At 37.0% G+C, this 14792-nt stretch carries 4 protein-coding genes, 1 pseudogene and 2 CRISPR repeat arrays; of the genes and pseudogenes, 1 reads left to right on the plus strand and 4 read right to left on the minus strand.

Annotated features, from left to right (window positions below; genetic code table 11):
• Positions 1–89 precede the first annotated feature (89 nt).
• Positions 90–329: a hypothetical protein gene (locus BBF96_RS03235; RefSeq protein ID WP_127015811.1), complete on the plus strand. Its 240-nt coding sequence runs from the start codon at positions 90–92 to the stop codon at positions 327–329.
• A gap of 1791 nt (positions 330–2120) precedes the next feature.
• On the opposite strand, the gene BBF96_RS03240 is transcribed toward BBF96_RS03235, so the two are convergent.
• The 4 genes and pseudogenes from BBF96_RS03240 to BBF96_RS03255 form a co-directional block, all read right to left on the minus strand.
• Complete coding sequence (locus tag BBF96_RS03240) at positions 2121–3314, minus strand: DUF6575 domain-containing protein (RefSeq protein ID WP_127015812.1); 1194 nt, start codon at positions 3312–3314, stop codon at positions 2121–2123.
• Entirely contained in the window at positions 3307–3720 is a 414-nt protein-coding gene (locus tag BBF96_RS03245; RefSeq protein WP_127015813.1) for a hypothetical protein, read from the minus strand. Before BBF96_RS03245 ends, BBF96_RS03240 begins: the two co-directional genes overlap by 8 nt.
• Positions 3721–3860: 140 nt before the next feature.
• Positions 3861–3932 (minus strand): annotated as a pseudogene (locus BBF96_RS17300) (CRISPR-associated endonuclease Cas2); the annotation flags it as partial.
• 4202 nt (positions 3933–8134) lie between these two features.
• A CRISPR array of direct repeats spans positions 8135–8459; the repeat unit is 37 nt; unit sequence GTTTCAATCCTTGTTTTAATGGAACTTGCATTCAAAC.
• 434 nt (positions 8460–8893) lie between these two features.
• Positions 8894–9196: a hypothetical protein gene (locus BBF96_RS03255; protein WP_127015814.1), complete on the minus strand. Its 303-nt coding sequence runs from the start codon at positions 9194–9196 to the stop codon at positions 8894–8896.
• 2332 nt (positions 9197–11528) lie between these two features.
• Positions 11529–12088: a CRISPR direct-repeat array (repeat unit 37 nt; unit sequence GTTTCAATCCTTGTTTTAGTGGAACTTGCATTCAAAC).
• The last annotated feature ends 2704 nt before the right edge of the window (positions 12089–14792 follow it).

Here is a 14792-nt window from a genome sequence, read left to right on the forward strand (position 1 = left end):
AATCCCTTAAATGAGTTTAAGCTACATGTCTTTTGCTTCTTCTAAATTTTCTGGTCTGGCTGGAAGAGGCAAAGGAGGTATTGAGTAAAATGAAATTTGCTACGAAAAATAAAAGAAATATTTTGGTAGTGATTATTGCAATAGTAATACTGGTATTTATAGTTTTTAGTTTTCTTGCTAAAAAATTCACTCTAAAAATCGAATTCGAAAGGGATGCTAATAAAACAAAGTTTAATCTTGAAATATCCTCAGTAATAATGTATTTAGTGGGTATTTCGATGATGAAATACAAGAAAAAAGAAAGTAAGATAAGAAAGGAAAAAAATTAAAGACACAATGGATATATAAAATTTAGAATAAGGCAAAAGACAAAAATTACTAATTACTTCCAGCCAGATCACCCTTGACAGAAGGACCAGTTTCTGTCAGGGGGGTTGATATTACATGTTTAATATTGTTTTACGAATAGAAGCCCAGCAACCTGGGCAATTTTTTATGGTCTACATGTGAGGTAGGGAAGAGAGAAGACCAGGCTGTTGCGCCTGGTCTTTTGCATTAGGAGTAATCTGCTTTCTTTTTTTTAAAGTTATTCCCGCGATGACACAAGACTTTCGGTCTTCTGCTTATCTGAGCCACCAGTGGGGACTGGCGGTGGATCTCGTGTTTAGGAAGTGCTTTCAGTCTCCTAGCTAACGGAGTCTAGGTTGCAACCGCAGCTTGTGGCCAGAACGATTAGTTTCACGCCTTGTTTTAGTGGAACTAACATTTAAATTTTGTCAACCCGCCTGTTAGTATAGGTGGGTTTTTGTTTCAATCCAATTTACGTTCAAACCACTTGCTATGGTTTATATAAGGCTGTTTCAATTCCTTCTAGGTAGGCTACAAACTTCACAGGGGACTGGCGGCAAGCCTGGCAAGGTGTTGGTTTCAATTCCTCATAGGTAGGCTAAAAACTTGGAAAAAGACACGGGATACAAAATCTGGCAGCCCGACGTGTTTCAATTCCTCATAGGTAGGCTAAAAACCCATTTAAATGGCGTAAATAAAGGGCTTGCTAGATTAAGGAAAATCATTATGAGCATAACTCTTGAATGCTGAAATAGAGACAACCCTTGAAATATCAACAAACCTGCACGTTTTAAGGTTGTCGTCGCACCCCAGGGGTTTTTGCACTATCGGGGATCGACGACAATTGATTATTAACTCTTTCTAAACATATATTAGACAAAAAATGAAAAATTCCTCTTTTTAGAGAGTCCAGATCATAACCTGGGCAATTTTTATGATCAACGTGTAAAGAGGTAGAAAAAAAGGAGGACCAGCTGTAGCATCTGGTCCTTTGTATTAAGAGTAATCTGTTTTCTTTTTTTAAAGTCATTCCCACGACGAGACAAGACTTTCGGTCTTCTGCTTATCTGAGTTAAATTGCAACCACCAGTGGGGACTGGCGGTGGATCTCATTTTTAGGAAGTATTTTCAGTCTCCTACTTAGTGGAGTCTAGGTTGCAACCGCAGTTGGTTGTCTGGACCTCATAGGTAGGCTACAAACCCACCCTTTGGGTGGATTGTATAGCCATTCCTTTAGTATGTTTCAATTCCTTCTAGGTAGGCTAGAAACAAAAATTTTGTAAGGTACTTATACCAATTATCAAAACATGAGTTTCAATTCCTTCTAGGTAGGCTAGAAACTTAAGAAACTTTATAGAATACACATCTACAACAAACACGTGTTTCAATTCCTTCTAGGTAGGCTAGAAACCCATTTAAATGGCGTAATTAAAGGGCTTGTTAAATTAAGGAAAACTTTTATCAGGACAACATTAGACTGCCGAAATAGAGGTAATCCTTGAAATATCAACAAACCTGCACATTTTAAGGTTGTCGTCGCACCTCAAGGGTTTTTGCACTACTGGGGATCGACGACATTCAATTATTAAAAATTTCTCTTTCTAGAAAGAAAATAGTATAATTTAAAGTCGAACACTGTATAACAATGAATGGGATATCCGACGTTCCGTGTAACGAAGTGGAGTAAAATATGGGCGTACTCACTTGTAGATATCTTTGGTTATGCACCGTTTTTTGCTACACTTTCTTATTTTTTTATATGTTTATATGATCTAACTATCTTTTATATTAGGATTACTTATCTCATTTACTTCAAGTAATATGCTAGTTATTTTTTCTTCTTGGGTAACATAATTAAATTCATATATCTCTTTAATTTTAACTTCTGCAAACATTGGTACTTCAAAAACATTTTTATATAAATCCTCTGAAAGTTCCCCAACAATTCGTTCTTCATCAACAGTAATAAATTCAAAACTATATTTATTCATATTTATTCCTACAAGTTTACCCTGATAACTGTTTATTTCTGTCATTTCTTTCTCATCTAATTCAAATACTTCTAAAGCTTTATTAATATCTTCAATTGTTAATGAAACTGCATTAGATTTTAAATCTGGAGAACCCCAAATAGTTTTAATCTCAGTGTTCCCATCCTTAAGAGCTTTTAATAGTTGCCTAAACTTTATTTTAGATTTCAAACTCAATGATTTCATCAAAGAACTAAGTTTCTCTCGATCCCCTTTAGCACTTAGTAAATTCATTAATTTTTCAAGAGGTTCAGAGACAGGAGTTTTATTAAATAAATTAGCAGAATGTTTTGATACGAGTCTAACACCAAACGAACCTTCAAAAACGGCTACAGTTTTTAAAATTGTAGCTTCTTTAATATTTTTTGGTATTCTTCCACGAATTCCACCAGATTTATAAGCTAAAGAATGTATTAAAGTCTGTAAATTTAACAAAATAGCCCCTAAAACACCTGTATCAATTTCATTTAAATGAACACTATCACCTGTTAAAGATAAATCTATCACATCTCTTCTGGTTCTGGTGGCAAACACACATGGATCTTCGGATAAATCAGGAAGTGTTTTATCTTGAATATTAAGAAAAGCATCCTCATCTGGTAAGTCTTCTTTACTTAGCTGATTTGGAGTAATCTGGGTTACAATGTTTGATTGGTCATGAAAAAAAGTTTTTACATCCCATAACCAACCATCTTCAGGACAATTAAAAGCTTCATAAAGAGAAATAAGTCCACGTTTGACGGAAGACAATCTATGATTACTTACTGGAACATACAACCATCTTTCTGAATCTTCATCAAAATCAATCCAAACAGCTAAATATTTTTGACCTGAAATACTTTCACAACTAAATAGCCTGGGACCATCATAATACTCATAAATCTCTAAAATCTTTAATTTTCCGATAAAATCTAAACAAATATAGTTTTCATTCATTTGACTCATCCTCCATATATACCTCAAAAAAAGTATGAGGTTCAACGCCTGGTTTAACCCACCATGTTATATGTGATCCACCATAAGTTTCTAATATCAATCCATGATTCCTTTTAATTGTTCCAATGGCTATGTACGGATATTTTTTTTTAAGTGCTGGTAATGATTTTCGTTTTTTAATTAAGTCTTTTATATCTTTAAAAACAGATATTCCACACGCATTACAATTATCCTCTCCTTTAAATTTTCGTCGAGGTTGTAATATTTTAAGAGGAATAAAATCTTCCGCAGTTACCTTATTATTATTTCTTATTCCACGGTAAACTACTACTTCATCTCTTCTTGCTGTATCTGGAGGACAACCTTTCGGAAAATAATCGGGCCAACTAATTAAGTTTTCTGCCATGCATTTACCTCCTTTATTTATATGAAAATACAATTATGAATAAATAAAATTTTTGTTTTATTAAATTAGACCTGACATAAGTAATATGTATTCAGAAAAAGATCGACGACATTCTAATTTTAAAAAAATTTTCTCCTTTAAATCTTACCTTCAAAAACTGAATTTTGCACCCAGTTTAAATATTTACGCCAAAATTTTAACGTCTTTCCCACTCTTTTTTTCTAAATATATATAATTAGACAAATAATAAAAAATTCCTCTTTTAGGGATAAAAAAATGGTATAATTAAACACGAACACCTGTATAACGATGAATTTACCTGTGGGATAGAGAAAGCTCAGATCACAACCTGGGCAATTTTTATTAACGAATGAGGTAGGGAAGAGAGAAGGCCAGGCTATTGCGCCTGGCCGTTTTTATTGGGGTCTCCTACTTAGCGGAGTGTAGGTTGCAACCTGAAGGGCAATGGGAATTGAAGGTTTCTACCATCTTGTTTCAGTCTCCTAGTTAACGGAGTCTAGGTTGCAACATATGGAAGAGCTGGGTAATTGTTGTGCAGTATGTTACAAGTTTCAGTCTCCTACTTAGCGGAGTCTAGGTTGCAACCGCAATTGGTGGCCAGAACGATTAGTTTCACGCCTTGTTTTAGTGAAAATTGCATTCAAACTTATATTGATTCTAATGGTAAGATATATTTCTTGGTGTTTCAATCCTTGTTTTAGTGGAACTTGCGTTGCTTATATAGGGCTGTTTCAATTGCTGATAGGTAGGCTACAAACTTATCATAATTTACGTGAGTTCAGACTAGCAGAAAGTGAGTAGTTTCAATTCCTCATAGGTAGGCTACAAACGCAATTGAAGATTTATACGATTTTTACCGTCCGCGTTTCAATTCCTCATAGGTAGGCTACACACCCATTGAACCCGCATAAATAAAGAGGTCGTCATTTTGAGGGTATTCACAAAAAACTCATTTAAAAATCCCTCAATTTTAAACAAACCCAGTAATATCAACAAACATAAAAGATAATATACTGTCGTCGCACCCCAGGGGTTTTTGCACTATCTAAGGTCGACGACTTCTAAATGTATTATTAGACAAAAAATGAAAAATTCCTCTTTTTAGAAAGCCCAGATCACAAATTGTGCAATTTTTATGATCAACGTGAGAGGTAGGGAAGAGGGAAGGCCAGGCTATTGCGCCTGGCCGTTTTTATTGGGGTCTCCTACTTATCGGAGTTTAGAATGCAACCGCAGTTTGTGGCCAGAACGATTAGTTTCACGCCTTGTTTTAGTGGAACTATCATTCAAACTTTGTCAACCCGCCTATTAGTATAGGTGGGTTTTTGTTTCAATCCTTGTTTTAGTGGAACTTGCATTCAAACTTGTCCCAGATGTTGACCTCCAAAACAAAATCCTCCCGTTTCAATCCTTGTTATAGTGGAACTTGCGTTGCTTATATAGGGCTGTTTCAAATCCTGACAGGTAGGCTACAAACCGTCACGGTTCAGGCACCTACTCAGGTGAGTTATGATATGTTTCAATTCCTTATAGGTAGGCTACACACCAAGGAGTACTTCAACTTTTTATGAATACTTCCCGAAAGAGTTTCAATTCCTTATAGGTAGGCTAGAAACATTCGCTATACTGATTAACATAACTTTACCATACACTTAGTTTCAATTCCTTATAGGTAGGCTAGAAACCCATTTAAATGGCGTAAATAAAGGGCTTGTTAGATTAAGGAAAATCCTTGCGAGCATAACTCTGGAACACTGAAACAGAGATAATCCTTGAAATATCAACAAACCTGCACATTTTAAGGTTGTCGTCGCACCCCAGGGGTTTTTGCACTATCTAAGATCGACGACTTCTAAATATGTGTTATTAGACAAAAAATGAAAAATTCCTCTTTCTAGAAAGAAGAAAAACAGCTTAGGTCATATCCTAGGCAATTTTTATGATCAACGTGAGAGGTAGGGAAGAGGGAAAGCCAGACTATTGCGCCTGACCGTTTTTATTGGGGTCTCCTACTTAGCGGTGTGTAGGTTGCAACGCTCGAATTAAACCAGATTTCCATTACGGACAGCAAGTTTCAGTCTCCTACTTAACGGAGTCTAGATTGCAACGCAAGTGGTTTTAGAGGCATCGAATGGGGTGCTTCGAAGTTTCAGTCTCCTAGCTAACGGAGTCTAGGTTGCAACATAGAGTGATCGAAGAGATCGCTCGGAATGATGAAGATGCGTTTCAGTCTCCTAGCTAACGGAGTATAGGTTGCAACACCGGGGATTATTGGACTTTTAAAACTTCACATTATAAGTTTCAGTCTCCTAGCTAACGGAGTATAGGTTGCAACAAATCTGCCAAATTCATCGAAGCCCGGGCTGTCATATATGAGTTTCAGTCTCCTACTTAGCGGAGTCTAGATTGCAACGCAATGTATAATTTATATAATAATGATTATTATATCATGTTTCAGTCTCCTACTTAGCAGAGTCTAGATTGCAACCGTAGTTTTTTGCCTGGACAAACCGCGTCATTTCGCCATTCTTGAACAGCCAAAAAGCCAATTTAAAGCTCTCAGTTTCGCAAATCGATTTTCTGCACAAAACCCAGGGGGATTTGCGAAAGCGATTTGAGATAGTTTGAGATGATATAAGCTGATAAATATCTGTTTTTCAAGGTCATCTTTCAATTTCCCATGATTGTAACGAAATACTTCTTATAACTCTGAATAGCTCCAAATTTAGCGATTTTTCTACCCATTATTTACCATGGAAGAATTCCCCAATCGGGACATTTGCGAAAATCAACTTTTCTCCTCTTTTAGAGTTTCTCCCCAAACACTTATAATCCTTCTTCTAAACAGTATTTTTCCCTTAAATTACAAACAATAGTCAGACAAATTTTGATAAACGTTAATTTCAGATCAGCTGGATATTTTTTGTGTTTCCAATGGTGTCTTGTTCTTGAAATGAGGAGTGGAGAAGAAGTCTCCTAACTAACGGAGTCTAGGTTGCAACGAAATTAGAAGTTTGCACACTTTTATAGTCGGTACCACGTTTCAGTCTCCTAGCTAACGGAGTCTAGGGCAACAAGAATATGAAGCTGGGGTATTAAATCAAGCACTTTATATGTTTCAGTCTCCTAGCTAACGGAGTCTAGGTTGCAACCATGAAAAATTCTTGGTTTTTTATCCCGGGATATATGGACGTTTCAGTCTCCTAGCTAACGGAGTCTAGGTTGCAACAAAAGAAAAAGGAATTAAGCCACAGGAAGTTTTAGCAAAATTGTTTCAGTCTCCTACTTAACGGAGTCTAGATTGCAACGATATAGCAAAAATCAATATTACGTTTTGTTTTTTACACCGTTTCAGTCTCCTACTTAACGGAGTCTAGATTGCAACAGGCACATACACTATCAGAGTCTCGGCCTCAGGTTAGTTTCAGTCTCCTACTTAACGGAGTTTACATTGCAACCGCAGTTGGTTGTCTGGACCTCATAGGTAGGCTACAAACCCACCCTTCGGGTGGATTGTATAGCCATTCCTTTAGTATGTTTCAATTCCTTCTAGGTAGGCTAAAAACTGGAGGTTTATACATCAGAGAACTGGAAGGAGTTTCTGTTTCAATTCCTTATAGGTAGGCTAGAAACCTAAGCCACGAAGAAATATACGATGAAAGCTTCATGTTTCAATTCCTTATAGGTAGGCTAGAAACTCAATTTGTACGGCATCAAATTTGAGTACAAAAAGGAGTTTCAATTCCTTATAGGTAGGCTAGAAACTTGATTATGGGACCATTAGGAAGATACGGAGCGTATTTATGGTTTCAATTCCTTATAGGTAGGCTAGAAACCCATTTAAGTGGCGTAAATAAAGGGCTTGCTAGATTAAGGAAAATCCTTACGAGCATAACTCTGGAACACTGAACTAGAGATAATCCTTGAAATATCAACAAACCTGCACATTTTAAGGTTGTCGTCGCACCCCAGGGGTTTTTGCACTATCTAAGGTCGACGACTTCTAAATGTATTATTAGACAAAAAATGAAAAATTCCTCTTTCTAGAAAGAAGAAAAACAGCTTAGGTCATATCCTAGGCAATTTTTATGATCAACGTGAGAGGTAGGGAAGAGGGAAGACCAGGCTGTCATGTCTGGCCTTTTGCTTATTAGATTGCAACCAGAAGAAATTGAATGGGATAAGGAACCAGGAGATTTATGAACATGATCTATAGAGGAGGTGTTGATTTTTTTGTTTTTGGGGTGTTCTAGGTTTTTAGTCTCCTAGCTAACGGAGTCTAGGTTGCAACGTAGCACATTTACCAGCACCATTTTTCCTAGAGAATAGTAAGTTTCAGTTTCCTAGCTAACGGAGTCTAAGTTGCAACCGCAGTTGGTGGCCAGAACGATTAGTTTCACGTTTTGTTTTAGTGGGACTTGCATTCAAACGTGTGATAGTTGAAATGAATAGTGAAATATGGAAAGTTTCAATCCTTGTTTTAGTGGAACTTGCATTCAAACTCTCTTTTCTTAATTCTTTTAGACGATCTCCAAACAGTTTCAATCCTTGTTTTAATGGAACTTGCATTCAAACGTTCAAAGCCTCTCAGAAAGCCTCTCAGAAGCTTTGTTTCAATCCTTGTTTTAATGGAACTTGCATTCAAACAATACACCCTATCAAATACATCTTTCATTTAAGCGTTTCAATCCTTGTTTTAATGGAACTTGCATTCAAACCCGTCGTCATTCAAAATTGGCGATATTTCAAGCTTTATCCCACTTTACTTAGAAAATAAATCGCCTTTCTAATCAGCAAATTTTGGCCCAAATAAGCCGTTTTTTAGCATTTTGCCGTAAAATTTCACCTTTGAAAATCGCAGTAATCAAGAGAATTTAAGAGCTAATTTTATCTAATCGCGATTTCCATTATTTTACTCCAATAATTTTTTTCTATCACCCCTTTCTATTTAAATAATTAGACAAAAAATGAAAAATTCCTCTTTTTCGAGAGTCCAGATCATCAACTGGGCAATTTTTATGATCAACGAATGAGGTAGAGAAGAAGGAAGACCAGGCGAGCTAGCCTGGTCTTTTGGAATTTAGAAGCATTAAAGGCTTATCAATCCTGCATAAAAGGATAAAACCAGATATTAGATCTGGTCAATATTAAATCAGGATAGGTTTTCCTTTAGATAGAAAATATCTTCTTCATTTTGTAATTCCTTGTGTTTGATAAAGGTAATAGTTTTGGAGATTTTATTGACTTTATCTGTCAGTTTATCAAGTTTTTCAGTTGTTGTAACCTTGAATTCAGTAAGATCTGCAACTTGGTTGGAAATTACATCAACTTTTTTCTCGATGCGCTCCTGATTGGTTTTGAGTTCTTCAAGTTTTGCTTCTATTTTTTCAATCTTCGACTGCATTTTAACCTGGTTTTCTAATATTTGGTGTAGAATTTTTTCAATGTTATCCATAAAAAACACCCTTTCAGTAGATGTTATTAGTAAAGATTCTATAGATGATTTAATTTTCCTTCCTGGGAAGGAAAAAAGTCCAGGCTGTTGTGCCTGGCTTTTTTATTGGAAGTCTCCTGCTTAGTGGAGTGTAGGTTGTAACGATCTCCGAGTTGAACAGGTTAATTAATACTGATGCTAAGTTTCAGTCTCCTACTTAGCGGAGTCTAGATTGCAACAAAAAAACAGTAATAATAAAAATTGGGTTCACTGTCTTTCAGTCTCCTACTTAGTGGAGTGTAGGTTGCAACAATAAATGAGTTTAAAAGAAAAGATCGTGATTATTGGTGAGTTTCAGTCTCCTACTTAGCGGAGTGTAGATTGCAACGAAAATATAGACTTTGAGCAAAAAAGATTGAAATTTTTGTTTCAGTCTCCTACTTAACGGAGTCCAGATTGCAACAAGATTTAAACATCCGCACAAAATGGGACATCTGTTTTAGGTTTCAGTCTCCTAGCTAACGGAGTCTAAGTTGCAACCGCAGTTTTTTGCCTGGACAAACCGCGTCATTTCGCCATTTTTGAACAGCCAAAACATCAATTTAAAGCCTTCAGTTTCGCAAATCGATTTTCTGCACAAAACCTTGGGGGATTTGCGAAACATGATCTGTAGAGGAGGTGTTGATTTTTTGTTTTTGGGGTGTTCTAGGCTTTCAGTCTCCTAGCTTTTTAAGGTTGTCATCGCGCCCCAGGGAAATTTGACTATCTAAGATCGACGACTTCTAAATATGTATTATTAGACAAAAAATGAAAAATTCCTCTTTTTAGAGAGTCCAGATCATAACCTAGGCAATTTTTATGATCACTGTTTAAAGAGGTAGAAAAAAAGGAGGACCAGCTGTAGCACCTGGTCCTTTGCATTAGGAGTAATCTGTTTTCTTTTTTTAAAGTTATTCCCACGATGACACAAGACTTCGGTCTTCTGCTATCTGAGTTAAATTGCAACCACCAGTGGGGACTGGCGGTGGATCTCGTGTTTAGGAAGTACTTTCAGTCTCCTACTTAGCGGAGTCTAGATTGCAACCCTCTTTAATGGATGATTGGTGGTGGGACAAAGAGAAAGTTTCAGTCTCCTAGCTAACGGAGTCTAGATTGCAACAAAGCGAACTGGTGGAAAACGGTGGCAGCAAGACTGTCAGTTTCAGTCTCCTACTTAACGGAGTCTAGATTGTAATTGCAGTTTGTGGCCTGAGCTTCATAGGTAGCTACAAACCTAGTGCTGGAACAGCTTTCGTTGGAAAAGCTGTATATGAGTTTCAATTTCTTTTAGGTAGACTACAAACAAAAGGGTAAAAAATGATGTTTACCCAAACGTAAAGGTGTTTCAATTCCTCATAGGTAGGCTACAAACGTGTGGAGAACACACCCGATTTCAAAACTTTTCAGGGAAAGGTTTCAATTCCTTATAGGTAGGCTAGAAACATTTGTAGCTTTGCGGGATGGTCAAATTACTCAATTTGAGTTTCAATTCCTTATAGGTAGGCTAGAAACCAGATTATTAGCTATGCCTAAAGAAGTGTTCTTTAAAAAGTTTCAATTCCTTATAGGTAGGCTACAAACTAAAAGAAATAGAATTTAAAGAATTTTACACAGAAAAGTTTCAATTCCTTCTAGGTAGGCTACAAACCCATTTAAATGGCGTAAATAAAGGGCTTGCTAGATTAAGGAAAATCATTATCAGGACAACTTTTGGATGTAAAAATAGAGACAACCCTTGAAATATCAACAAACCTGCACATTTTAAGTTTGTCGTCGCACCCCAGGGAATTTTGCACTATCTGAGGTCGACGACATTCAATTATTAAAAATTTCTCTTTCTAAACATATATTAGACAAAAAATGAAAAATTCCTCTTTTTCGAGAGTCCAGATCATAAACTGGGCAATTTTTTATGGTCTACATGTGAGGTAGGGAAGAGGGAGGACCAGGCGTAGCACCTGGTCCTTTGCATTAGGAGTAATCTGTTTTCTTTTTTTAAAGTCATTCCCGCGATGACACAAGATTTTCGGTCTTCTGCTTATCTAAGTTAAATTGCAACCACCAGTGGGGACTGGCGGTGGATCTCGTGTTTAGGAAGTGCTTTCAGTCTCCTACTTAGCGGAGTCTAGATTGTAACAGGCTCCCGTGGAAACCAGGAGCAAAGCCCGACTATTCGTTTCAGTCTCCTACTTAACGGAGTCTAGGTTGCAACTCAAAATCGCCAAAGCAGTACGTATCAAAGGTTTTCAACGTGTTTCAGTCTCCTAGCTAACGGAGTCTAGATTGCAACCGCAGTTTGTGACCAGAACGATTAGTTTCACGCCTTGTTTTAGTGGAACTTGCATTCAAACTCGCGCGGGCTTCAAACCAGTAGGCTGGTGTGAAATAGAGTTTCAATCCTTGTTTTAGTGGAACTTGCATTCAAACTGGAGCTATTTTGATGGCAGAGGAAGGGCTTGTTGAGGTTTCAATCCTTGTTTTAGTGGAACTTGCATTCAAACACCATTGAAGAGTTAGACGAACTAAAAAAGGATGGTACGTTTCAATCCTTGTTTTAGTGGAACTTGCATTCAAACATTAGAAGAACCATACATCAAAGATATTGACGGTGTGTTTCAATCCTTGTTTTAGTGGAACTTGCATTCAAACAATGCCTGTTTTTCCTTTCGCACTTATCGCAGTTTTGAATAGTTTCAATCCTTGTTTTAGTGGAACTTGCATTCAAACTCTAACGAGATTGAACATGGAAATATACTATACTTGTTTCAATCCTTGTTTTAGTGGAACTTGCATTCAAGCCCGGTATCCCTCCGGAACACCGTTCTCAAGCAGTATTTGTTTCAATCCTTGTTTTAGTGGAACTTGCATTCAAACCCGTCGTCATTCAAAATTGGCGATATTTCAAGCTTTATCCCACTTTAGTTAGAAAATAAATCGCCTTTCTAATCAGCAAATTTTGGCCCAAATCAGCCGTTTTTTAGCATTTTGCCGTAAAATTTCACCTTTGAAAATCGCAGTAATCAAGAGAATTTGCGAGCTAATTTTTTCTAATCGTGATTTCCATTATTTTACTCCAATAATTTTTTTCTATCACCCCTTTCTATTTAAATAGTTAGACAAAAAATGAAAAATTCCTCTTTCTAAAAGAAGCCCAGATCACAACCAGGGCAATTTTTATGATCAACGTGAGAGGTAGGGAAGAGGGAAAGCCAGACTATTGCGCCTGACCGTTTTTATTGGGGTCTCCTACTTAGCGGTGTGTAGGTTGCAACGCTCGAATTAAACCAGATTTCCATTACGGACAGCAAGTTTCAGTCTCCTACTTAACGGAGTCTAGGTTGCAACCGCAGTTGGTTGACTGGACAAACCGCATCATTTCGCCATTCTTTAACAGCTAAAAAGCCAATTTAAAACTCCCAGTTTCGCAAATCGATTTTCTGCACAAAACTCTGGGGGATTTGCGAAAGCGATCTGTAAGGAGGTGTTGATTTTTTTGTTTTTGGGGTGTTCTAGGCTTTCAGTCTCCTGCTTAACGGAGTGTAGGTTGCAACGAACGAAGACGAATAAGGAATGCCTGCAGAGCATATATCCAGTTTCAGTCTCCTACTTAGTGGAGTCTAGGTTGCAACACCATTCGCGGAGTAGGAGCTGTCGCGAAATTTGTTTTCTTTCAGTCTCCTACTTAGCGGAGTCTAGGTTGCAACATGCTATACCTATGTGTTTGAGATCTATCGAGTTTTAAAGTTTCAGTCTCCTACTTAACGGAGTCTAGGTTGCAACATATTATTGAACTATTAGAAGAATATTTTGAAAAAATGTTTCAGTCTCCTAGCTAACGGAGTGTAGGTTGCAACGGCAAACTGTATTGGACAGATGGAGAAATTCCAACAGTTGTTTCAGTCTCCTACTTAGTGGAGTTTAGGTTGCAACCGCAGTTTGTGGCCAGAACAATTAGTTTCATGCCTTGTTTTAGTGGAACTTGCGTTGCTTATATAGGGCTGTTTCAAATCCTGATAGGTAAGCTACAAACGAGGCATATAGCCCCCGCACTAGAGTCGGAAAAATATAGTTTCAATTCCTTCTAGGTAGGCTACAAACATTGTTAATGCTTCCAATGTATTAATATCACATAACATGTTTCAATTCCTTATAGGTAGGCTAGAAACCCATTTAAGTGGCGTAAATAAAGGGCTTGCTAGATTAAGGAAAATCATTATCAGGACAACTTTTGGATGTAAAAATAGAGACAACCCTTGAAATATCAACAAACCTGCACATTTTAAGGTTGTCGTCGCGCCCCAGGGGTTTTTGCACTATCTGAGGTCGACGACAGTCGATTATTAAAAGTTTCTCTTTATAGATTATTAGACAAAAAATGAAAAATTCCTCTTTCTAGAAAGAAGAAAACAGCTCAGGTCATATCCTGGGCAATTTTTATGATAAACGTGTAAAGAGATAAAAAAGGGAGGACCAGCTGTAGCACCTGGTCCTTTGCATTAGGAGTAATCTGCTTTCTTTTTTTTAAAGTTATTCCCGCGATGACACAAGACTTTCGGTCTTCTGCTTATCTGAGCCACCAGTGGGGACTGGCGGTGGATCTCGTGTTTAGGAAGTACTTTCAGTCTCCTAGCTAACGGAGTCTAGGTTGCAACCACGGTGGCCAGAATAACTAGTTTCACGCCTTGTTTTAGCGGAACTATCATTCAAACTTTGTCAACCCGCCTGTTAGTATAGGTGGGTTTTTGTTTCAATCCTTGTTTTAGTGGAACTTGCGTTGCTTATATAGGGTTGTTTCAAATCCTGATAGGTAGGCTACAAACCTGAAAGTGTCCCACGACGATTATGCAATTAAAACTGTGTTTCAATTCCTTCTAGGTAGGCTACAAACTTATCGAAAATGGCCAATTGAGTGGGGAGTTAGTCGAGTTTCAATTCCTTCTAGGTAGGCTACAAACAAGAAAATTTAGAAGACCTAACTATTCCATTTGACCCGTTTCAATTCCTTCTAGGTAGGCTAGAAACGGGACGTATTCACTCTCAATATCATGTTCTGGATATCAAGAGTTTCAATTCCTTAGTAGGTAGGCTACAAACTTTTAAATAAAATTAAAGAATGGCCGGTTGATTATGTGTGTTTCAATTCCTTATAGGTAGGCTACAAACCCATTTAAATGGCGTAAATAAAGAGCTTGCTAAATTAAGGAAAATCTTTACGAGCATAACTCTTGAATGCCGAAATAGAGATAATCCTTGAAATATCAACAAACTTGCACATTTTAAGGTTGTCGTCGCGCCCCAGGGGTTTTTGCACTATCTAAGATCGACGACTTTTAAATATGTATTATTAGACAAAAAATGAAAAATTCCTCTTTTGAAAATATGGTATAATTAAGCACGAACGCCTGAAGCTTTAAATACAATCCTACGTGTTATCGGAAATTTAAGTTTTTAGATTATTGGATGAAAAGATTAATGATTTTCATGTGAAAAAGCAGGTATTTCGGAAAATAATGGCGAAATTATTTTTATATAACATTAATGTATTGGAGAATATAGGTAATAAATTTAGGGCAAGGAG

This window comes from Anoxybacter fermentans (assembly GCF_003991135.1).
Taxonomy (GTDB): Bacteria; Bacillota; Halanaerobiia; order DY22613; family DY22613; genus Anoxybacter; species Anoxybacter fermentans.